Origin of the sequence: Aureimonas pseudogalii (assembly GCF_014196835.1) — a bacterium.
In the GTDB taxonomy this organism is placed as follows: domain Bacteria; phylum Pseudomonadota; class Alphaproteobacteria; order Rhizobiales; family Rhizobiaceae; genus Aureimonas; species Aureimonas pseudogalii.
Genome location: NZ_JACIEK010000008.1, coordinates 106,835 through 126,893 on the forward strand (window position 1 = coordinate 106,835; position 20,059 = coordinate 126,893).

Below are 20,059 nucleotides of genomic sequence, written 5' to 3' on the forward strand. Positions count from 1 at the left end.
GAACAGTCGGCGTCCGGCATGAGCGACAAGCCCCTGATCGATCGCAAGACGGATTCGGTCGGCGTGCGCCGCCTGCTGTTTCTCGCCGGGTTCCTGTTCCTCTTCGCCGCGACGCTCGCGCTCTTCGGTCACGTCTACGGGGCGATCGCGCTTCTCGCGATCTTCGGTCTCCTCGCGATGGTGGGCATCGCCGCGGTGTTCGCTCTGGCGCTCGGCATCCTCCGGTTCGGCGGTCGCGATTCGCGGCGCGACATCGCGAAGGACTTTCTCGACGAACTGCCCACCGGCACCATCATCACCGATCGACGCGCGCGGATCGTCTATGCCAACCGCGCCTATGGCGAGGTGACGGGCGCGCCGGCTTCCAGCGACGTGCGTACGCTCGAGCGCCTGCTCTCGCGCGAACCCGAGGCATCCGAGGCGATCTACCGACTGGCGAACCTGGCGCGCGAGAACACCGCCGGACAGGAGGAGTTTCGGCTGACGCGCCAGCTTGGCGGCGGCGCTGACGCGGCCCCGCGCTGGTACCGCGCGTCCGTTCGCCCGCTTCCGGCCGAGGGGCATACGATGCAGGCCTGGCAGATCGCCGACATCACGCCCGAGCGCGAGGAGCAGGAAAACTTCTTCCGCGATCTGCAGCATGCCATCGACTATCTCGATCATGCACCCGCCGGCTTCTTCGCGGCCGACGAGAAGGGCGCCATCGCCTACATCAACGCCACGCTCGCCGACTGGCTCGGCGTCGATCTCGCGACCTTCAAGCCCTATTCGCGCTCGATCTTCGACCATGTCGGCGACGACGCGGCGACCTTCATGAAGCGGGGCGAGCGCACCGACGACGAGACCGGCATCTCGACGGTGGACATCGACCTCGTGACCGCCACCGGGCAGCGGCTTCCCGTGCGGCTACTGCGCAACGTCGCGCGCACCGGCGACGGCGCGCCGGGGCTGACCCGAACCCTCGTCCTCAACCGCTCGGGCGCGGGCGAGAAGGAGGGTGCGCTGCGGGCGGCCGAAGTGCGTTTCATGCGCTTCTTCAATTCCTCGCCGATGGCGATCGCCGCGCTCGACGCGCAGGGCCGCGTCGCGCGCGCCAACGGTGCCTTCGCCCGGCTGTTCGGAGAGACCGCCGCCTCGGGCTCGGCCCTCATCACCGACTGCGTGCGCGACGAAAACCGAGAGGCGCTGCGCCAGGCCCTGGCCGCCGCGGGACGCGGGCAGGCCGACATTCCCTCGGTCGACGCCGAGCTCGTCACCGATCCCGTCCGGTCCTCGCGCCTCTACATCAGCGCCAACTCGGATTCGCGTGACGACACTGGCGAGGTCGCCATCCTCTACGGAGTCGACATCACCCAGCAGCGCACGCTGGAAGACCAGTTCGCCAAGAGCCAGAAGATGCAGGCGGTCGGCAATCTCGCCGGCGGCATCGCGCACGACTTCAACAACGTGCTGACGATCATCACCGCCTCGGTGGACTTCCTCCTCCTCAACCACCGCACCGGCGATCCGTCGTTCCAGGACCTGCTGCTCATCAAGCAGAGCGCCAACCGTGCCGCCTCGCTCGTGCGACAGCTTCTCGCCTATTCGCGCCGTCAGACGATGCGCCCGAAGATGCTGAACCTGACCGACGTCGTCGCCGACATGCACCTGCTGCTGAAGCGCATCTCCGGCGATCTCGTGAAGCTCGAACGGCACCATGCCCGCGATCTCTGGCCCGTCATGGCGGACATCGGCCAGTTCGAGCAGGTGGTGACGAACCTCGTGCAGAACGCCCGCGACGCCATGTCGACCAACGGCCGCGTGACGATCTCGACGCGCAATGTCCCGGCGGGCGAGATCAAAGCCTTCGGCTATGCCGAGCTGATCGAGGGCGACTACGTGTTGATGGAGGTCGCGGACACCGGCTCGGGCATGCCGGCCGACGTCGCCGAGCGCATCTTCGAGCCGTTCTTCACGACGAAGGATATCGGCAAGGGAACCGGGCTCGGCCTCTCTATGGCCTACGGAATCGTCAAGCAGTCGGGCGGCTTCATCTTCGTCGAGTCGAAGCTCGGCGAGGGCACGACGTTCCGCATCTTCCTGCCGCGGCATATTCCCGCAGACCTGCCGATGCTGAAGTCCGAAACCACGACGGCGGTCTCGCCGGCGAAGATGGATTTGTCCGGCACCGCCTCCATCCTCTTGGTCGAGGACGAGGACAACGTGCGGGCCGGCAACGTGCGCGCGCTCAAGATGCGCGGCTATGAAGTCCACGAGGCCTCGAGCGGTATCGAGGCGCTCGAGGTGATGGAGGCGATCGACGGCAAGGTCGATCTGGTCGTCTCCGACGTCGTGATGCCGGAGATGGACGGACCGACGCTGCTGCGCGAAATGCGCAAGATGCGGCCCGAACTGAAGTTCATTTTCGTCTCCGGCTATGCCGAGGACGCCTTCGCCAAGAACCTGCCGGATGGCGAGAAGTTCGGCTTCCTGCCCAAGCCCTTCTCGCTGCGCGATCTCGCCGTCGCCGTGAAGGAAGCGCTCGACGAGTAGCGCCTCAGCCCTCGTCGAGGGCCTTCAGCGCGATGGCGATGGCGGCCGCGAGACGCGCATTGGACCGCACGAGCTCGATGTTGACCGCAAGCGAACGCCCTTCGCTTAGCTCGAAGATGCGCTTGAGGAGGTAGGGCGTCGTCGCCTTGCCGGTGATCCCGTCACGCCCGGCATCGGCCAGCGCTTCGCGGATCCACACCGCCACCGTTTCCGAATCGATCTCCTGCGGGGCGTCGAGCGGGTTGGCGACGAGCAGGCCGCCGTCGATGGCCAGCGCCTCGCGCGCCCGCTGGAACGCGGCGATCTCGTCGGCGGTGTCGAGCCGGATCGGCGAGGCGATGCCGGACGAGCGCGACCAGAACGCCGGCAGCTCGTCGACGCCGTAGCCGACGACGGGAACGCCCTTCGTTTCCAGCACTTCGAAGGTCTTCCTGAGATCGAGGATCGCCTTCGCGCCGGCGCAGACCACGATCACCGGCGTTCGCGCCAGCTCGTCGAGATCGGCGGAGATGTCGAAGCTTTCCTCCGCACCCTTGTGGACGCCGCCGATGCCCCCGGTCGCGAACACGTCGATCCCCGCCAGCGCCGCCGCGATCATCGTCGCGGCGACGGTGGTCGAGCCCGTCCGCCCCGCCGAAACGGCGTAGGCGAGGTCGGCGCGCGACAGCTTCAACGCATCGCTCCGCTGCGCCAGCGCCGCCAGATGCTCGTCGGTCAGGCCGATGTGCAGCGTTCCGTCGATCACCACGATCGTCGCGGGTTCCGCCCCGGCGTCGCGGATCAGCGCTTCCACGCCGCGCGCCATTTCGAGGTTCTGCGGCCACGGCATGCCGTGGGTGATGATGGTCGATTCGAGCGCCACGACCGGGCGCCCTTCGGAGAGGGCGGCCTCGACGGCGGGCGAGAGTGTGAAGGGCAGGGTCATGGTCGGCTCGTCTCGATCGGAAGAGGAATGGCGAGTGGAAGGGCGGCGCCGCGCTGCCGGCATGAGGCGGCGCAGGATGCGGGAAGGCCGGAGGTGATATGGAGCGCTGCGGCCGACATCCCGGCACGCGCCGCCTGGAGGAAGGGGCGTCCGGCGAGCCATTCCGCGAAGGCGACCGCTGCGAGCGTGTCGCCCGCGCCGGTCACGTCCGCCACCGCCTCGACGTTCGGCGGCGTCTGCATCCAGGCGTTCGGTCCGTCGACGACGAGCGCGGACCGCGGTCCATCGGTGACGACAGCCCTCCGCACGCCAGCCCGACGAAGCGCCGCAAGGACATCGTCCGCCGTCGCGGTGGCGTCGAGCGCCAGCATCGCTAGCGCTTCGGCGCGCGACAGGAACAGCGCTTCGAGCCGATCCAGCGTCGGCCGAAGCCGCACGACCTTCTCGGGCGAGACGCCGATCGCGGCGATGCGAAGATCGGTCGCGGCCAGCTGCGTCAGCGTCGCGGACGGGAGGTTGGCATCGAGGAAGACGGCGTCCGACTCGATGAGAGCTTGGCGCTGATGCCGGCGCATGAGGACGCGCGGCAACAGGAGATCGTAGATCGCCATGTCGGCGACGCCGGCGACGAGCTCGCCCCCGGCATCGAGGACGGCCAAATACTGGGCGGTGCGACGATCGAGCCAGGTCGACGAGCGGTCGCCGATGCCCAGCGCCTCGATCGCCTCCGCGACCGTCAGTCCGTCGCCATCGCCGCCTCGTGCCGACACGAGATCGAGTCGGGCGCCGTAGCATGCCAACGCCCTGGCAGCGTTGAACGCCGCTCCGCCGACGCGGGACTGGACGACGCCAGGGTTCGAGGCGCCGGCCCTGTAGGGCTCACCCGATCGTGCGACGCGATCCATGTGCGCGGCGCCGACGAGGACGATGCGCGGCGAGGACGCGAGCTTGGACGACGTTAACGTTTCGTTCATCGATCGGACGAACCGGATTGCCGCGAATCAAGGACGAAAACTGCGAACAAACCGGGATCACGCCTTGTGGAGGAAGAACAAAAAGAGTACATCATCGGCACAGGCATTCCGATTGCGCCCCGTACCACCCCGTGGAATAAGGTCTCACCGTCATGGCCCAGAATTCACTTCGTCTCGTTGAGGATACACAGGTGGACAAGAACAAGGCGCTCGATGCAGCGCTTTCGCAGATCGAGCGCGCTTTCGGCAAGGGCTCGATCATGCGCCTCGGCGCAAACGAGAAGATCGTCGAAGTGCAGACCGTGTCGACCGGTTCGCTCGGCCTCGATATCGCCCTCGGCGTCGGCGGCCTGCCCAAGGGCCGCATCGTCGAGATTTACGGACCGGAATCGTCGGGCAAGACGACGCTGGCGCTGCACACGGTGGCCGAGGCGCAGAAGTCCGGCGGCATCTGCGCCTTCGTCGACGCGGAACATGCGCTCGACCCGACCTATGCCCGCAAACTCGGCGTCAATCTCGAGGATCTTCTGATCTCGCAGCCCGACACGGGCGAGCAGGCGCTGGAAATCGTCGACACGCTGGTGCGTTCGGGCGCGATCGACGTGCTCGTGGTCGATTCGGTCGCGGCGCTGACGCCGCGTGCCGAAATCGAGGGCGAGATGGGCGATTCGCTGCCGGGCATGCAGGCCCGCCTGATGAGCCAGGCCTTGCGTAAGCTCACGGGCTCGATCTCGCGCTCCAAGTGCATGGTCATCTTCATCAACCAGATCCGCATGAAGATCGGCGTTATGTTCGGCTCGCCCGAAACGACGACGGGCGGCAACGCGCTGAAGTTCTACGCGTCCGTCCGCCTCGACATCCGCCGCATCGGCGCGATCAAGGATCGCGAAGAGGTCACGGGCAACCAGACCCGCGTCAAGGTGGTGAAGAATAAGCTGGCGCCGCCGTTCAAGCAGGTCGAGTTCGACATCATGTACGGCGAGGGCGTCTCGAAGGTCGGCGAGCTCGTCGATCTCGGTGTCAAGGCAGGCATCGTCGAGAAGTCGGGCGCCTGGTTCTCCTACAACAGCCAGCGGCTGGGGCAGGGCCGTGAGAACTCCAAGCAGACGCTGCGCGACAATCCGGCCCTTGCCGCCGAGATTGAACTGGCGATCCGCCAGAATGCCGGACTGATCGCCGATCAGTTGCTCGATACCGGCCCCGAGCCGGACGAGGACGACGGCGCGGAAGCCTGACCCGACCGATCGAACGAAACGCCCGCCCCTCTGGCGGGCGTTTCGCTGTCTGGACTCAGCCTCGCGCGGTGGCGAGGCGATCCCCGATGACCCGCCGTCCGCGCCGGCATGGACAGGGTTTTGACGGCTGGTTAAAAGGCCCGATCCGCGGCGTTCCTGCAGCCGTTCTTCTCCCTTTTCCAAGAGGCTCTCATGAGCGGCGTCAACGAGATCCGGTCGACCTTTCTGCAGTACTTCGCTGAGAATGGACATGAACCGGTCGCCTCGTCGCCGCTGGTTCCGCGCAACGATCCGACGCTGATGTTCACGAACGCCGGCATGGTGCAGTTCAAGAACGTCTTCACCGGGCTGGAGTCGCGCCCCTACTCGCGCGCCGCGACCTCGCAGAAATGCGTGCGGGCCGGCGGCAAGCACAACGATCTCGACAATGTCGGCTACACCGCGCGCCATCACACCTTCTTCGAGATGCTCGGCAATTTCTCGTTCGGCGACTATTTCAAGGAGCGTGCGATCGAGCTCGCCTGGAACCTGATCACCAAAGAGTTCGGGCTGCCCAAGGAGAAACTCCTCGTCACCGTCTATGCCGAGGACGAGGATGCCGCCTCGCTCTGGCGCAAGATCGCCGGCCTCGGCGACGATCGCATCATCCGCATCGGCACGTCCGACAATTTCTGGTCGATGGGCGAGACCGGCCCGTGCGGCCCGTGCTCCGAGATCTTCTACGACCATGGCGACCATATCTGGGGCGGCCCTCCCGGCAGCGCCGAGGAAGACGGCGACCGGTTCATCGAGATCTGGAACCTCGTGTTCATGCAGTTCGAGCAGATCGCGCCGGGCAACCGCGTCGCGCTGCCGCGGCCCTCGATCGACACCGGCATGGGCCTGGAGCGCGTCGCTGCCGTCCTGCAGGGCGTCCACAACAATTACGACATTGATCTCTTCAAGGCGCTGATCCGCGCCTCGGTCGAGGCGATCGGCGCGCCCCAGAACGACGAGCAGGTCGCCAGCCACCGCGTCATCGCCGATCACCTGCGGTCCACCGCCTTCCTGATCGCCGACGGCGTGCTGCCGTCGAACGAGGGGCGTGGCTATGTCCTGCGCCGCATCATGCGCCGCGCCATGCGCCATGCGAAGCTCCTCGGCGCGCGCGAGCCCGTGCTGTTCAAGCTGTTGCCGGCGCTCGTCGCCGAGATGGGCCGCGCCTATCCCGAACTGGTGCGCGCGGAAGGCTTGATCTCAGAGACGTTGAAGCTCGAGGAAAAGCGCTTCCTCACCACGCTCGATCGCGGCCTGTCGCTTCTCAACGACGCCACGGCTTCGCTCGGCACCGGCGACAGCCTTGACGGTGAGACCGCGTTCAAGCTCTACGACACCTACGGCTTCCCGCTCGACCTGACGCAGGACGCCCTGCGCGCCCGCGGCATCGGCGTCGATCTCACCTCGTTCGAGGATGCGATGCAGCGCCAGAAGGCCGAGGCGCGCGCGAGCTGGGTCGGGTCCGGCGAGGCGGCCGCCGAGACCGTCTGGTTCTCGATCCGCGAGCGCGAGGGCGCGACCGAGTTTCTCGGCTACGACACCGAGAAGGCCGAAGGACAGGTTCGCGCGATCGTCCAGGGCGGCGCGGAAGTCGAAACGGCGAAGGCCGGAGACGAGGCGGCCGTGGTCCTCAACCAGACCCCGTTCTACGCGGAGTCGGGCGGTCAGGTCGGCGACGTCGGGCTTCTGAAGGGCGAGGGTGTCCGGTTCGAGGTCCTCGACACGCAGAAGGTGGCCAACGGCCTTTTCATCCATCGCGGCAAAGTGGTCGAGGGAACGCTCCGCAAGGACGCGGCGCTCGAACTCGTGGTCGATCACGACCGCCGCACCCGCATTCGCTCCAACCATTCGGCGACCCATCTCCTGCATGAAGGCCTGCGCGAGGTGCTGGGCACGCACGTAGCGCAGAAGGGGTCGATGGTTTCGGCCGATCGCCTGCGCTTCGACTTCTCGCACCCCAAGCCGCTGGAGCCGGCCGAACTCGCCGAAGTCGAGCGCCTCGCCAATGCCGTCGTCCTCGACAACACGCCGATCGAGACGCGGTTGATGGCGGTCGACGACGCGATCGCCCTCGGCGCCATGGCGCTGTTCGGCGAGAAGTACGGCGACGAGGTTCGCGTGGTGTCGATGGGCGTGCCGAAGGACGGCAAGGCCGCCTATTCGATCGAGCTCTGCGGTGGCACCCACGCGCGCGCCACCGGCGATATCGGCCTCGTGCATGTCGTGTCCGAAAGTGCCGTCGGCGCCGGCGTGCGCCGGGTCGAGGCGCTGACCGGCGTCGCCGCGCGCGACTATCTCTTGGAGCAGGATGCGCGGGTGCGCCGCATCGCCGCCTCGCTGAAGGTCGGCCCGGGCGAGATCGCGGATCGTGTCGAGACGTTGGTCGAGGAACGTCGCCGCTTGGAACGCGAACTCACCGAAGCCAAGAAGAAGCTGGCTCTGGCCGGCGACGGATCGACCGCCGCGGCTGCACCGAAGCAGATCGGCGGCGTCCAGTTCGTCGGGCGTGTTCTCGAAGGCGTCGCCGCGAAAGACCTGAAGGGCATGGTCGACGAGGCGAAAGCAGGTCTCAGCTCCGGCATCGTCGCCTTCATCGGCGTTGCCGACGGTAAGGCGAGCGTCGTGGTCGGCGTGACCGCCGATCTCGCCGCGCGTTTCAGCGCCGTCGATCTTGTGCGTGCGGCGTCGGAGGCGATCGGCGGCAAGGGCGGCGGAGGGCGGCCGGACATGGCACAGGCCGGCGGACCGAATGCCGAAAAGGCGGACGATGCCATCACCGCGATCGAGGCCGCGCTCGCGGCCTGACCCGGGCGATGTATCCACGCAGGATGTAGGGATCTACAACGGAAAAGGGGCGCCTCGCGGCGCCCCTTTTGCTTTCGTCAATCTCGGTAATTGGGGAAGGACGCCACCTCGACGGCCGAGGTCGTGAGCGTCAGCCGGGCGCCATCGGGCGTGAACCGGTCGAGCGGGATCACCTTGGAACCCGTGAAGCCCGTGGTGGCGCCATCGAAGTCCACGACGAGAGCGACTGGCGTTTTGGCGTCGCTACCGAGCACTTCCTTGACTTCGCCGAGTTCCACTCCGTCGCCGCTTTTCAGGACCTTCGCGTCCTCGATGGCATCGACGGTCTTGTTCCACGGCTGGAGGACGACGCTGTCGGCGACCTCGACGAGGGCGGCGTTCTGGGCCTGGGCAGCGGCGCCAGACAGGAGGACGGCGCTGGCTGCGGCAAGAAGCATGCGGTGCATTCTAAACTCTCCGTATGGATTGATGTGCTCCTAACGAAGGATTTTCGGACGGGTTCCTCGACAGATTCGTGATCCCAAACGAAAAAACCCGGCCGCAAGGCCGGGCGTCTTCATCGTCGTCCAGGTCGCGGAAGCTTACGCCGCCATCGCCTGCTGCAGGTTCTCGTCGATCTTGTCGAGGAAGCCGGTGGTGGAGAGCCAGGGCTGATCGGGTCCGATGAGGAGCGCCAGATCCTTGGTCATGTAACCGGCTTCGACGGTCTCGACGCAGACGCGCTCCAGCGTGTCGGCGAAGCGCTTCAACGCGTCGTTGCCGTCGAGCTTGGCGCGGTGCGCGAGGCCACGCGTCCAGGCGAAGATCGAAGCGATGGAGTTGGTCGAGGTCTCCTGGCCCTTCTGGTGCTGGCGGTAGTGGCGGGTCACCGTGCCGTGCGCGGCTTCCGCTTCCACCGTCTGACCGTCCGGCGTCATCAGCACCGAGGTCATCAGGCCGAGCGAGCCGAAGCCCTGCGCCACGATGTCGGACTGCACGTCGCCGTCGTAGTTCTTGCAGGCCCAGACGTAGCCGCCGGACCACTTGAGCGCCGAGGCCACCATGTCGTCGATCAGGCGGTGCTCGTAGGTCAGCTTGCGCTTGTCGAACTCGGCCTTGAACTCGGCGTCGAACACCTCCTGGAAGATGTCCTTGAAGCGACCGTCATAGGCCTTGAGGATGGTGTTCTTGGTGGAGAGGTAGACCGGGTAGTTGCGCAGCAGGCCGTAGTTCAGCGAGGCGCGTGCGAACTCGCGGATCGAGTCGTCGAGGTTGTACATCGCCATCGCGACGCCGGCGGAGGGCGCCTGGTAGACCTCGTGCTCGATCGTCTCGCCGTCCTCGCCGACGAACTTGATCGACAGCGTACCCTTGCCCGGGAACTTGAAGTCGGTGGCGCGGTACTGGTCGCCGAAGGCGTGGCGGCCGACGATGATCGGCTGGGTCCAACCCGGCACGAGGCGCGGCACGTTCTGCATGATGATCGGCTCGCGGAAGATCACGCCGCCGAGGATGTTGCGGATCGTGCCGTTGGGCGACTTCCACATCTTCTTGAGCTTGAACTCCTCGACGCGCTGCTCGTCCGGCGTGATCGTGGCGCATTTCACGCCGACGCCATGCTTCTTGATCGCGTGGGCGGAGTCGATCGTCACCTGATCGTTGGTCGCGTCACGGTTCTCGACCGAGAGGTCGTAATATTCGAGATCGACGTCGAGATAGGGGTGGATCAGCTTGTCTTTGATCGCCTGCCAGATGATCCGGGTCATCTCGTCGCCGTCGAGCTCCACGACCGGATTGTCGACCTTGATCTTCGCCATTGCTGAGCATCCCTTGGGAGACCGCCTCGCCGGAGGGCGAGCCGTGTTCGTGTCTGGAAACGGAAGGACCGGGCGCCCTCCCGCGCATGTTCCGCGCCTATACCATCCGCATTCCGCGAGGCAAAGCGAGGCGGCGACTTTCGGGCAGGGGCACGCGACCCTTTGCGTGGGGACCGCCGATCGGGTTATCAGCGGGCCGAACCTTGCATCGATAGGAAAAGAGGGCGTCTTGGCCGGCACGAACCGAAGCGACGAAAACCTGTCGGGCGGTCCGGCGATCATCCTGGTGGAGCCCCAGCTGGCCGAGAACATCGGCATGGTGGCGCGGGCGATGGCGAATTTCGGGCTGGGAGACCTGCGCCTCGTCAACCCGCGCGACGGCTGGCCGAACGAAGGCGCGCGCGCCGCCGCCTCGCGCGCCGACCATGTGATCGACGCCGCGCGGCTCTTCGACAGCGTCGAGGCGGCGGCGGCGGACCTCAGCTACCTGCTGGCGACCACGGCGCGCCCTCGCTACTCGATCAAAGCCGTGCGCGGGCCGGACTCGGCGGCGGCCGAGCTTCGCGCGCGGATCGCGGCGGATCGGCCCGCGGGTATCCTCTTCGGTCGCGAGCGCTTCGGCCTGTCGAACGAGGAGGTCGATCTCGCCGACGAGATCGTGACCTTCCCGGTCAATCCTGCCTTCGCCTCGCTGAACATCGCGCAGGCCGTGCTCCTCATGAGCTACGAATGGATGCGCTCGGGGCTCGGCGAGCATGCCGCGCCGCGGTTTCAGGCGCCGGAGATCGCGCAGGCACCGAAGGACGACCTCTACCGGTTCTTCGAGCATCTCGAAGGATCCCTGGACGAGACCGGCTATTTCTTCCCGCTCGAGAAGCGCGACACGATGGTCCACAATCTGCGGACGATGCTGACCCGCGCCGGCTTCTCCGAGCCGGAGCTTCGCACGCTGCGGGGGGTGCTGCGTTCGTTCGAGCGTCATGCGCGGATCGCACGGGAGAACGAAGCGTGAGCGCGGCGGCGAGCGAGCGTCCGATCCTCCTGTTCGATTCCGGCATCGGCGGACTGACCGTGCTGCGCGAGGCGCGGGTGCTGATGCCCGACCGGCGTTTCGTCTACATCGCCGACGATGCGGCCTTTCCCTACGGAAACTGGGAGGAGGAGGAGCTTCGGGCCCGGCTCGTCTCGCTCTTCGGCGCGCTGATCGCCGAGTTCGATCCCGAAATCTGCATGATCCCCTGCAACACCGCTTCGACGCTGGCATTGGGCGATTTGCGGACAGCGTATCCCGAAACCCCCTTCGTCGGCACGGTGCCGGCGATCAAGCCAGCGGCGGAGCGGACCCGGTCCGGTCTCGTCAGCGTGCTCGCGACGCCCGGCACCGTGAAGCGCCAGTACACGCGAGACCTCATCACGCAGTGGGCGGCCAAGTGCGAGGTGACGCTCATCGGCAGCGTCGTGCTGGCCGCTCTCGCCGAAGACTACATGCGCTCGGGCTTCGTCGACGAAGACGCGGTGCGGGCCGAGGTCGCGCCCTGCTTCGTGGAGCGCGACGGGCGGCGCACGGACATCGTCGTGCTCGCCTGCACGCATTACCCGTTTCTGGCCAACCGGATGCGAAAGATCGCGCCATGGCCGGTGGATTGGCTGGATCCTGCCGAGGCGATCGCGCGGCGCGCGCTGTCGATCCTGCCTCGATCCGATTCGGGCGAGCCGGCGCCGCGGGGACCCGACGTCGCCCGCTTCACCTCTGGCCGGACCGATCTCGTGTCCCGCAGGTTGCTGCAGGGCTTCGGCCTGAAGGTCTGACGTCGTCAACCCTTCGACAGCGTGACGTCGGAGGTCTCGGTCGGCTTGCCGTCGACCTGATCGGTGACCGAGAGCGTGAAGCGCCCGTTGCCGGCATTGACGATGCGCAACACCGCCGAGCGGTCGCCGTGGACGGGCGTCGGGTAGGTGAGGTCGAGCGTCAGCGTGCCGCCGCGCAGTCGCCCGTTCGAGAGTTGCGCCGGGCCGCGGCTGGAGCCCGTGTAGGTGCCGGAGAAGGTCTTCGAGGCCGGATCGAAGCGGATGTCGGCGCCGATCCTCCGCGAGACGATGATCGCCGCTCGGCAGGTACCGTCGATGGACAGGCGGTTTGCCGAGGGCTTGGCGCCGGAAACGCGGCAACTCACGCGCCTCGGGCTGGTGTCCTGTTCGCGCTGGACGAAGCCATTGCCCGAGAAGGCGCCGGTGAAGCGGTCCAGATAGCCGGCGTCGGCGACGGCGGGCGTCGCGAGGCCGAGGGCGATGAATGCAGCGGCGAGCCGGGTGGCAGCGAGCGGCGAGGGCATGGCGGTATCCTATGAAAGCGGTGTCGGTGCGAGACGGGGCGCTCGACACATGGAAAAGGGAACGGTTGCGCGCCCCTTTCGTTCGTGGGCTGAACAAGACTTGAACGGGCGTCCCAATGGATCTGATCAAAATCATCATCGCCATCCTCCTGCCGCCGCTCGGCGTGTTCATGGAGGTCGGCATAGGCAAGCAGTTCTGGATCAACATCATCCTGACCCTGCTCGGCTACATTCCCGGCATCGTGCATGCCGTCTGGGTGATCGCGCGCCGTTGAGTCGGCTTGACTCGAAACCGTCATGGTTCTAGGGACACGGCATCGGCGGGGCGCAAGTTCCGCCGGTTTTTTACGTGTCCCGTGAGCCGCCGCGATCTCGTGCGGCGCTCTGTCGGCCGTCTCTCCCGAGACGGGCAAAGGAGGGCGCGTTTCCTCGCCGGGCGGGCCGTCCGCTCCGGCCTTTCCATTGGGAAATGCGATGTCAAAGCGCGAAGCCGCCAAGTACAAGCTCGATCGCCGCATGGGCGAGAACATCTGGGGACGTCCGAAGTCCCCGGTCAACCGCCGCCAGTACGGCCCCGGACAGCACGGACAGCGCCGCAAGGGCAAGATGTCCGACTTCGGCACGCAGCTGCGCGCCAAGCAGAAGCTGAAGGGCTACTACGGCGACATCTCCGAGAAGCAGTTCCGCAAGACCTACGAGGAAGCCGCGCGCCGTCGGGGAGACACCTCGGAGAACCTGATCGGCCTGCTCGAGTCGCGTCTCGACGCGATCGTGTACCGCTCCAAGCTCGTGCCGACGATCTTCGCGGCGCGCCAGTTCGTCAACCATGGCCACGTGAACGTCAACGGTGTGCGCACGAACATCGGTTCTTACATCTGCAAGCAGGGCGACGTCATCGAGGTTCGCCCGAAGTCGAAGCAGCTCACCATTCTCATCGAGGCGACCCAGCTCGCCGAGCGCGACGTGCCGGACTACCTGTCGGCCGACCATTCCAAGATGGTCGTCACCTATCAGCGCGTTCCCGGCCTGCACGACGTGCCGTATCCGGTGGTCATGGAACCGAACCTGGTCGTCGAGTTCTACTCGCGCTGATCCGGTCGATCCGATCCGACGTTGCGAAAGGCCGCCTCCGGGCGGCCTTTCGTTTTGGGCGTCCCCTTGCTACTGCCTGCGCGAGCGAAGAGGACGAAGACCCATGCTGAACGTCGCCGACGCGAGCCTCGAGACCGTGAAGGACGGGACGCCAGCGGGCGAGGGCGCCCATCCGCTGTTTCGGGAGACGCCTGACAGCGTCGCCTTCCGCAAGCTGCGCAAGCGCCTGCTGCGCGAGATGCGGGAGACCATTGCCTCGCATGCCATGGTCCGCCCCGGCGCGCGCTGGCTCGTCGGCATCTCCGGCGGCAAGGACTCCTACGCGCTGCTCGCCCTGCTGCTGGACCTGCAATGGCGCGGCCTGCTGCCGGTGGATCTCCTCGCCTGCAATCTCGACCAGGGCCAGCCGAACTTTCCCAAGCACGTGCTGCCCGAGTTCCTCGCCCGCTACGGCATCGCCCATCGCATCGAGTATCGCGACACCTACTCGGTGGTGAAGGAGAAGGTGCCGGCCGGCGGGACCTACTGTTCGCTCTGCTCGCGGCTGCGGCGGGGCAATCTCTACCGCATCGCGCGCGAGGAGAGCTGCGAGGCGCTGGTGCTCGGCCATCACCGCGACGACAGCCTCGAGACCTTCTTCCTCAACTTGTTCCACGGCGGCAAGCTCTCGGCCATGCCGGCCAAGCTCCTCAACGACGAGGGCGATCTGCTCGTGCTGCGGCCGCTGATCCGCTCGGCGGAAGACGACATCGCTCGCTTCTCCGCGCTAATGCAGTTCCCGATCATTCCCTGCGACCTCTGCGGCAGCCAGGACGGGCTGCAGCGCAACGCCATGAAGGCGTTCCTCGGCGATCTCGAGACGCGCTTTCCCGGCCGTAAGGAGACGATTGCCCGCGCCCTCTCGCAGGTGCGCCCGAGCCATCTCCTCGATCCCGCGCTGTTCGATTTCGCCAGCCTCCAACCCCGGACGGAGACCCCATCGTGACCTTCGACTTCACGACGCTCGCCACCATTTTGCGCGATGCCGCCGCCGCCGAGATCCTGCCGCGCTTCCGCCGCCTCGACGCGGCCGACGTGCGCGAGAAGACCTCCGCCGTCGATCTGGTGACGGAGGCCGACGAGGCGGCCGAACGCTTCATCCGCGACGCCTGCGCCGGTGCCTTTCCTTCCGCGCTCTTCGTCGGTGAAGAGGGCGTCGCGGCCGATGCCGCCCTTCTCGATCGGATCGGCTCGTCCGATCTCTCGATCATCGTCGATCCCATCGACGGCACCGCGAACTACGCCGCCGGGGCGCCGCTCTTCGGCGTGATGGCGGCCGTGGTCTCGAAGGGCGAGACGATCGGCGGCATCATCTATGATCCGCTGGGCGACGACTTCATGATGGCCGAGAAGGGCTCGGGCGCCTTTCTCGTGCGCCCCGGCGGCGAGCGCGAGCGGCTGGCCGTTGCTCAGCCGGTGAGCGTCGAGAACATGATCGGCGCGGCTTCGTCGAGCTTCCTGCCGCGCGACAAGCGCCGCCTGCTGCTCAACCAGCTCGCCGACATCCGCATCTTCGCGAACTACCGCACCGCTGCGCACGAATACCGGCTGATGGCGTCGGGCTTCCTCCACTTCCAATTTTACCTAAAGCTCATGCCCTGGGACCATCTCGCCGGCACGCTCCTGATCCAGGAAGCCGGCGGGGTCGTGCGTCGCTTCGACGGCAGCGACTACCTGCCGACGCATGTCGACGGCGGGCTGATCACCGCCCCGGACGAGGAGAGCTGGCGAGCCGTGCGGGCGCTCGTCGCGCCGGCACTGGATTGATACGACGAGACCGCGGCCCCGCCTATTCGGCGGGGCTGGCGCCCACGAGAGCTTCGGCGGGAAGCGGCTCGACCTTGCGCTCGCGCCCGAACAACTGACCGCGCTCGGCGACGAGGACGCAGCCGAGCGACCCAATCGACAAGGCGACGTAGCCGAGCAGCAGCGGGACCACGGTCCCGTTATAGAAATAACCGATCGCCGCGCCGAGAATGCCGCCGCCGAAGGTCTGCATGAAGCCGAGGACCGACGACGCCGTTCCCGCGACGTGGCCGAGTGGGTCCATCGCCAGCGCGTTGAAGTTCGTACCGATGAAGCCGAACATGCAGAAGGTGAGGATCGTCAGCGGCAGGAACACCGCGAAGGGCGGCACGCCGCCATAGGCGAGGGCCACGCCGAGGTGGATGGCGCTGAAGACGATGAACAGGCAAAGCGCGCCGTGCGACAGGCGCCGCATGCCGAAGCGCTCGACCAGCCTCGAATTGCTGAACGACGCTGCCGCCATGAAGATGGCGCCCGCCGAAAAATAGAGCGTGAAGGCCGGGCCGAGATCGTAGACATGCGCGTAGATCTGCTCGGCCTGATTGATGAAGGCGAAGAGCACGCCGAAGATCAGGGCCGTCGACATCGTGTAGGCGAAGGCGCGCTGATTGGTCAGCACGATGCGGAACGCATCGGTCACGTGCTTCGCCGTCAGCGGCAGGCGGTCTTCGGGATGCTGGGTCTCCGGCAGGCGGACATAGGCCCAGAGTGTCACCAGCGTGCCGAAGGCGGCGATGAAGATGAAGATCTCGCGCCAGTTTCCGAACAGGAGCACGATCTGGCCGATGTTCGGCGCCACCACCGGGATCGCCATGAAGATCATCATCACGAGCGACATGACGCTCGCCATGCGCGCGCCGCCGAAGCAGTCCCGCACCACCGAGACGGCAATGACCCGCGTCGCCGCGGCGCCGACCCCCTGCATCAAACGCCAGAACAGAAGCACGCCGAAGGTCGGCGAGAAGATCGCGGCGATCGAGGCAAGGACATAGACGCCGAGCCCGAAGAGTAGCACGGGTCGGCGTCCGAAACGGTCCGACAGCGTGCCATAGACGATTTGCGCGACGCCGAAGCCGAGCACGTAGGAGGAGATGACGAACTGCGCCTGGTTGGGGTTCGTCAGCGCCAGCGACTGGCTGATGTTGGTCAACGCTGGAATGAAGATGTCGATGGCCGCCGCGTTCAGCGCCATTAGGCAGGCGATCAGGGTGACGAGTTCCCAATGCGGCAAGCCGCGCGTCTTGGCGTTCGCGGTCGTCATGTTCGGTTCTCTCGCTGTCTCGCCTCCCATATCGCAGCTGCTCGAGAAAACAAAGCCGAGCTTCCTATCGAAGTGGAGCCTGGTCGTTCGGCCCAGTCACGGGACCAACGAAAACGGCCCGCTCGGGTTGCGAGCGGGCCGTCGAGGGGGTGAAGAGCGGTGCGCTCAGGCGGCCGGGGCGGCCGCCGTCACGGCGACGCCCTTGTCGCCGAAGAAATCCTGCAACTCACCAGCCTGGAACATCTCGCGCAGGATATCGCAGCCTCCGACGAACTCGCCCTTCACGTAGACCTGAGGGATGGTCGGCCAGGAGCCGTATTCCTTGATGCCGGTGCGTAGCTCGTCGGACGAGAGAACGTTGACGCCCTTGTACTCGACGCCGAGGTAGTTGAGAATCTGGACCACCTGGCCCGAGAAGCCGCACTGCGGAAAGTCCGGTGTGCCCTTCATGAAGACGACGACGTCGTTCGCCTTCACCTCGTTGTCGATCCAGTCGATGATACCAGCCATGTCAGCGTTTCCCGGCGAGATTTGCAGGATGGGACGCGCCCGGCGCGTCGCTCTTCCCAGACATACGGCTTCACGCCGCGAGTTTAAAGTCCATCGACTGCCGGCGGTCCGGCGATCGCCCGCGCGCGATCACTTCGGGGCGCTGGTCTGCAGCGCGAGCGCATGGAGCACGCCGCCCATGTTGCCCTGCAGCGCCTGATAGACGAGTTGGTGCTGCTGCACCCGGGACTTGCCGCGGAAGCTCTCCGCCACGACCTCGGCGGCGTAGTGGTCGCCATCGCCCGCGAGGTCGCGGATCGTGACGGTGGCGTCGGGAATGGCCTGACGGATCATCGTCTCGATGTCGTGGGCATTCATCGGCATGACGGGTCTCCTGCGAAGGGCCGGACGGAACGGGGCCGGACTGTCGGGTCCAGACCTCTTCCGCCGACGATAAGGTCTTTGCGTTTCACCGGCAATCGAGCGGGCCGCGTCAGGCCGCCGCTGGACGCTCCGCGACCGTGCCGGCCATGAAGTTCGGGAACCAGCTCTCGTGCGCGACCGTCAGATCGGCGATTTCGACCGAGAACGCCCCGTTGACGACGAGCGCGGTGCCGCCGACCACGCCGAGCTCGCGCAGCGGCAGGTCGCCCGCCTCGCGCTGGATCGTGTCGGCCTGCGTCGCCGGCACGGAGACGACGTAGCGTGCCTGATCCTCGCCGAAGAGCAGGGCATGCAGCGGACCGCCGCCGACATTGACGTGCGCGCCCTTGCCGGACGCCATCGCCATCTCGGCGAGCGCGATGCCGAGGCCGCCGTCCGAGAGGTCGTGGCAGGCGGTCACGCGGCCCGAGCGGATGAGCGCGCGCACGAAATCGCCATGGCGCTTCTCCGCCTGGAGATCCACCGGCGGCGGCGCGCCGTCCTCGCACGTCTCGATCTCGCGCAGGTAGATCGAGGCGCCGAGATGCCCGCCGTCGCCGCCGACGAGGAACACGACGTCGCCGTCGGCCCAGCCGCCGATCGTCGCCGTCTTCGTGCGATCGTCGATCAGCCCAACGCCGCCGATCGTCGGCGTCGGCAGGATCGCGCGCCCCTGCGTCTCGTTGTAGAGCGAGACGTTGCCCGAGACGATCGGGAAGTCGAGCGCCCGGCAGGCGGCGCCGATGCCCTCGATCGCCTTCACGAGCTGGCCCATGATCTCCGGCTTCTCGGGATTGCCGAAATTGAGGTTGTCGGTGGCGGCCAGCGGCTCGGCGCCGACGGCGGTGAGGTTGCGCCAGCACTCGGCCACGGCCTGCGCGCCGCCCTGATAGGGGTCGGCCTCGCAATAACGCGGCGTGACGTCGGACGAGAAGGCGAGAGCCTTCGTCGCATGGCCCTCGACGCGTACCACGCCGCTGTCGCCGCCCGGGCGCTGCAGCGAGTTGCCCTGGATGAGCGTGTCGTACTGCTCGAACACCCAGCGGCGCGAGGCGATGTCGGGCGAGCCGACGATCGTGAGCAATGTCGCGGCATAGTCGGTGGGCTCGGGCAGATCCGCGGCATGAATGACCTTGGCGGGCTTCGGCTCTGTCCACGGCCGGTCGTATTCCGGCGCCTGGTCGCCGAGATCCTTGATCGGCAGGTTGGCGACCTCTGCCCCGTCGAAGAGGATGCGGAAGCGCAGATCGTCCGTGGTCTTGCCGACCACCGCGAAGTCGAGCCCCCATTTCACGAAGATCGCCTCCGCGACCTCGCGCTTGGAGGGCTCCAGCACCATGAGCATGCGCTCCTGGCTCTCCGAGAGCATCATCTCGTAAGGCGTCATGCGCTCCTCGCGCACCGGCACCTTGTTGAGGTCGAGCTCGATGCCGAGGTCGCCCTTGGCGCCCATCTCCACCGCCGAGCAGGTGAGGCCGGCTGCGCCCATGTCCTGGATCGCGATCACCGCGCCGGTCTTCATGAGTTCGAGGCAAGCCTCCAGCAGGCACTTCTCGGTGAAGGGGTCGCCGACCTGCACGGTCGGACGCTTCTCCTCGATCTTGTCGTCGAACTCGGCAGAGGCCATCGTCGCGCCGCCGACGCCGTCGCGGCCGGTCTTGGCGCCGAGATAGACGACGGGCAGGCCGACGCCCTTGGCCTCCGACAGGAAGATCGCGTCGGTCTTGGCAAGGCCGGCCGCGAAGGCGTTGACGAGGCAGTTGCCGTTGTAGCGCGGGTGGAAGTTGACCTCGCCGCCCACCGTCGGAACGCCGAAGGAGTTGCCGTAGCCGCCGACGCCGGCGACGACGCCGGACACGAGATGACGGGTCTTGGGGTGATCGGGCGCGCCGAAGCGCAGGGCGTTCATCGCCGCGATGGGCCGCGCGCCCATCGTGAAGACGTCGCGCAGGATGCCACCGACGCCCGTCGCCGCGCCCTGGTAGGGCTCGATGTAGGAGGGGTGGTTGTGGCTCTCCATCTTGAAGACCACGCAGTCGCCGTCGCCGATATCGACCACGCCGGCATTCTCGCCCGGCCCCTGAATGACGCGCGCGCCCGTGGTCGGCAACGTGCGCAGCCAGCGCTTCGACGACTTGTAGGAACAATGCTCGTTCCACATGGCCGAGAAGATGCCGAGCTCGGTGATCGTCGGCTCACGCCCGATCAGGTCGAGAATGCGCCGATACTCGTCCGGCTTCAAGCCATGGCTGGCGACGAGCTCCGGGGTGATGGCGATATCGGTCATGAAGCCTCCGGCGCGAAACGAGCGGA

The 20,059-nt window shown here is 66.8% G+C and carries 18 protein-coding genes; 9 read left to right on the plus strand and 9 right to left on the minus strand.

Translation table 11 applies throughout. The features are described from left to right. The first annotated feature begins 18 nt into the window (after positions 1-18). The gene (gene cckA / locus GGR04_RS14890) at positions 19-2,532 is read left to right on the plus strand and encodes a cell cycle histidine kinase CckA (RefSeq protein WP_183200719.1); all 2,514 of its coding nucleotides are present in this window, start codon (positions 19-21) and stop codon (positions 2,530-2,532) included. A gap of 4 nt (positions 2,533-2,536) precedes the next feature. On the opposite strand, the gene GGR04_RS14895 is transcribed toward cckA, so the two are convergent. Together GGR04_RS14895 and GGR04_RS14900 are read right to left on the minus strand one after the other, a co-directional pair. After that, the gene (locus tag GGR04_RS14895) at positions 2,537-3,457 is read right to left on the minus strand and encodes a pseudouridine-5'-phosphate glycosidase (RefSeq protein ID WP_183200720.1); all 921 of its coding nucleotides are present in this window, start codon (positions 3,455-3,457) and stop codon (positions 2,537-2,539) included. Then, positions 3,454-4,431 (minus strand): PfkB family carbohydrate kinase, encoded by a 978-nt coding sequence (locus GGR04_RS14900; RefSeq protein ID WP_183200721.1) that lies wholly within the window; start codon positions 4,429-4,431, stop codon positions 3,454-3,456. Before GGR04_RS14900 ends, GGR04_RS14895 begins: the two co-directional genes overlap by 4 nt. Positions 4,432-4,583: 152 nt before the next feature. Between GGR04_RS14900 and recA the strand changes: the two genes are divergently transcribed. Next, complete coding sequence (gene recA / locus GGR04_RS14905; RefSeq protein WP_183200722.1) at positions 4,584-5,666, plus strand: recombinase RecA; 1,083 nt, start codon at positions 4,584-4,586, stop codon at positions 5,664-5,666. A gap of 192 nt (positions 5,667-5,858) precedes the next feature. After that, entirely contained in the window at positions 5,859-8,507 is a 2,649-nt protein-coding gene (alaS, locus tag GGR04_RS14910; RefSeq protein WP_183200723.1) for an alanine--tRNA ligase, read from the plus strand. A gap of 77 nt (positions 8,508-8,584) precedes the next feature. Here alaS and GGR04_RS14915 read toward each other — a convergent pair whose 3' ends face one another. Together GGR04_RS14915 and GGR04_RS14920 are read right to left on the minus strand one after the other, a co-directional pair. After that, positions 8,585-8,953: a hypothetical protein gene (locus GGR04_RS14915; protein WP_183200724.1), complete on the minus strand. Its 369-nt coding sequence runs from the start codon at positions 8,951-8,953 to the stop codon at positions 8,585-8,587. Between the two features lie 135 nt (positions 8,954-9,088). Then, positions 9,089-10,303: an NADP-dependent isocitrate dehydrogenase gene (locus GGR04_RS14920; protein ID WP_183200725.1), complete on the minus strand. Its 1,215-nt coding sequence runs from the start codon at positions 10,301-10,303 to the stop codon at positions 9,089-9,091. A 229-nt stretch (positions 10,304-10,532) separates the two neighbouring features. Between GGR04_RS14920 and GGR04_RS14925 the strand changes: the two genes are divergently transcribed. Together GGR04_RS14925 and murI are read left to right on the plus strand one after the other, a co-directional pair. Next, positions 10,533-11,315: an RNA methyltransferase gene (locus tag GGR04_RS14925; protein ID WP_183200726.1), complete on the plus strand. Its 783-nt coding sequence runs from the start codon at positions 10,533-10,535 to the stop codon at positions 11,313-11,315. Beyond that, on the plus strand, positions 11,312-12,112 hold the full coding sequence (gene murI / locus GGR04_RS14930; protein WP_183200727.1) for a glutamate racemase: 801 nt from the start codon (positions 11,312-11,314) through the stop codon (positions 12,110-12,112). Before GGR04_RS14925 ends, murI begins: the two co-directional genes overlap by 4 nt. A 5-nt stretch (positions 12,113-12,117) precedes the next feature. Here murI and GGR04_RS14935 read toward each other — a convergent pair whose 3' ends face one another. Beyond that, on the minus strand, positions 12,118-12,636 hold the full coding sequence (locus tag GGR04_RS14935; RefSeq protein ID WP_183200728.1) for a hypothetical protein: 519 nt from the start codon (positions 12,634-12,636) through the stop codon (positions 12,118-12,120). A gap of 116 nt (positions 12,637-12,752) precedes the next feature. On the opposite strand from GGR04_RS14935, the gene GGR04_RS14940 reads away from it, so the two are divergent. The 4 genes from GGR04_RS14940 (at position 12,753) to GGR04_RS14955 (ending at position 15,534) form a co-directional block, all read left to right on the plus strand. After that, the gene (locus GGR04_RS14940) at positions 12,753-12,911 is read left to right on the plus strand and encodes a YqaE/Pmp3 family membrane protein (protein ID WP_183200729.1); all 159 of its coding nucleotides are present in this window, start codon (positions 12,753-12,755) and stop codon (positions 12,909-12,911) included. Between the two features lie 199 nt (positions 12,912-13,110). Further along, positions 13,111-13,728 (plus strand): 30S ribosomal protein S4, encoded by a 618-nt coding sequence (gene rpsD, locus GGR04_RS14945; RefSeq protein WP_183200730.1) that lies wholly within the window; start codon positions 13,111-13,113, stop codon positions 13,726-13,728. 103 nt (positions 13,729-13,831) lie between these two features. After that, complete coding sequence (gene ttcA, locus GGR04_RS14950; RefSeq protein WP_183200731.1) at positions 13,832-14,713, plus strand: tRNA 2-thiocytidine(32) synthetase TtcA; 882 nt, start codon at positions 13,832-13,834, stop codon at positions 14,711-14,713. Continuing rightward, on the plus strand, positions 14,710-15,534 hold the full coding sequence (locus tag GGR04_RS14955; RefSeq protein WP_312857463.1) for an inositol monophosphatase family protein: 825 nt from the start codon (positions 14,710-14,712) through the stop codon (positions 15,532-15,534). The genes ttcA and GGR04_RS14955 overlap by 4 nt, the downstream gene beginning before the upstream one ends. 22 nt (positions 15,535-15,556) lie before the next feature. Here GGR04_RS14955 and GGR04_RS14960 read toward each other — a convergent pair whose 3' ends face one another. From GGR04_RS14960 to purL, 4 genes are all read right to left on the minus strand, one after another. Next, the gene (locus GGR04_RS14960; protein ID WP_183200732.1) at positions 15,557-16,834 is read right to left on the minus strand and encodes a multidrug effflux MFS transporter; all 1,278 of its coding nucleotides are present in this window, start codon (positions 16,832-16,834) and stop codon (positions 15,557-15,559) included. A 165-nt stretch (positions 16,835-16,999) separates the two neighbouring features. Further along, complete coding sequence (gene grxD, locus GGR04_RS14965; RefSeq protein WP_183200733.1) at positions 17,000-17,344, minus strand: Grx4 family monothiol glutaredoxin; 345 nt, start codon at positions 17,342-17,344, stop codon at positions 17,000-17,002. Positions 17,345-17,473: 129 nt separating this feature from the next. Further along, positions 17,474-17,707 carry a BolA/IbaG family iron-sulfur metabolism protein gene (locus tag GGR04_RS14970; RefSeq protein ID WP_183200734.1) on the minus strand — a complete coding sequence of 78 codons (234 nt, stop codon included), beginning with the start codon at positions 17,705-17,707 and terminating at the stop codon, positions 17,474-17,476. Between the two features lie 109 nt (positions 17,708-17,816). Further along, complete coding sequence (gene purL, locus GGR04_RS14975; RefSeq protein ID WP_183200735.1) at positions 17,817-20,033, minus strand: phosphoribosylformylglycinamidine synthase subunit PurL; 2,217 nt, start codon at positions 20,031-20,033, stop codon at positions 17,817-17,819. Positions 20,034-20,059: the final 26 nt, after the last annotated feature.

Excerpts from the sequence above, each read along its gene's own strand:
- cckA (WP_183200719.1), top strand. The coding sequence starts at position 19 with ATGAGCGACAAGCCCCTGATCGATCGCAAGACGGATTCGGTCGGCGTG.
- GGR04_RS14895 (WP_183200720.1), bottom strand. The coding sequence starts at position 3,457 with ATGACCCTGCCCTTCACACTCTCGCCCGCCGTCGAGGCCGCCCTCTCC.
- GGR04_RS14900 (WP_183200721.1), bottom strand. The coding sequence starts at position 4,431 with ATGAACGAAACGTTAACGTCGTCCAAGCTCGCGTCCTCGCCGCGCATC.
- recA (WP_183200722.1), top strand. The coding sequence starts at position 4,584 with ATGGCCCAGAATTCACTTCGTCTCGTTGAGGATACACAGGTGGACAAG.
- alaS (WP_183200723.1), top strand. The coding sequence starts at position 5,859 with ATGAGCGGCGTCAACGAGATCCGGTCGACCTTTCTGCAGTACTTCGCT.
- GGR04_RS14915 (WP_183200724.1), bottom strand. The coding sequence starts at position 8,953 with ATGCACCGCATGCTTCTTGCCGCAGCCAGCGCCGTCCTCCTGTCTGGC.
- GGR04_RS14920 (WP_183200725.1), bottom strand. The coding sequence starts at position 10,303 with ATGGCGAAGATCAAGGTCGACAATCCGGTCGTGGAGCTCGACGGCGAC.
- GGR04_RS14935 (WP_183200728.1), bottom strand. The coding sequence starts at position 12,636 with ATGCCCTCGCCGCTCGCTGCCACCCGGCTCGCCGCTGCATTCATCGCC.
- GGR04_RS14940 (WP_183200729.1), top strand. The coding sequence starts at position 12,753 with ATGGATCTGATCAAAATCATCATCGCCATCCTCCTGCCGCCGCTCGGC.
- rpsD (WP_183200730.1), top strand. The coding sequence starts at position 13,111 with ATGTCAAAGCGCGAAGCCGCCAAGTACAAGCTCGATCGCCGCATGGGC.
- ttcA (WP_183200731.1), top strand. The coding sequence starts at position 13,832 with ATGCTGAACGTCGCCGACGCGAGCCTCGAGACCGTGAAGGACGGGACG.
- GGR04_RS14960 (WP_183200732.1), bottom strand. The coding sequence starts at position 16,834 with ATGACGACCGCGAACGCCAAGACGCGCGGCTTGCCGCATTGGGAACTC.
- grxD (WP_183200733.1), bottom strand. The coding sequence starts at position 17,344 with ATGGCTGGTATCATCGACTGGATCGACAACGAGGTGAAGGCGAACGAC.
- GGR04_RS14970 (WP_183200734.1), bottom strand. The coding sequence starts at position 17,707 with ATGCCGATGAATGCCCACGACATCGAGACGATGATCCGTCAGGCCATT.
- purL (WP_183200735.1), bottom strand. The coding sequence starts at position 20,033 with ATGACCGATATCGCCATCACCCCGGAGCTCGTCGCCAGCCATGGCTTG.